The organism is Streptomyces sp. SP18BB07, from assembly GCF_036322545.1.
In the GTDB taxonomy this organism is placed as follows: Bacteria; Actinomycetota; Actinomycetes; order Streptomycetales; family Streptomycetaceae; genus Streptomyces; species Streptomyces deccanensis.
On record NZ_JAQYWT010000269.1, the window covers coordinates 1 to 240 of the forward strand.

Here is a 240-nt window from a genome sequence, read left to right on the forward strand (position 1 = left end):
CAGCGAGGTACCGATCGCGTCGGTGCCGTGCACATCGTCGTCCTCGACGTGGATCGCCTTGTCCGCACCCATCGACAGCGCCTTGCGCAGCGCGTCCTTGGCGTCCTCCGGACCCACGGTCAGCACGGTGATCTCGGCGTCGTCGGCCTCGTCGGCGATCTGCAGCGCCTGCTCGACGGCGTACTCGTCCAGCTCGGAGAGCAGACCGTCCACGTCGTCACGGTCGACGGTCAGGTCATC

At 67.9% G+C, this 240-nt stretch carries 1 protein-coding gene; it reads right to left on the bottom strand.

What is annotated here, in order from left to right; genetic code table 11:
* Nucleotides 1–240, bottom strand: a 240-nt coding sequence (locus PUR53_RS11785) for an electron transfer flavoprotein subunit beta/FixA family protein (RefSeq protein ID WP_443080296.1), incomplete at both ends; no start/stop codon positions are given.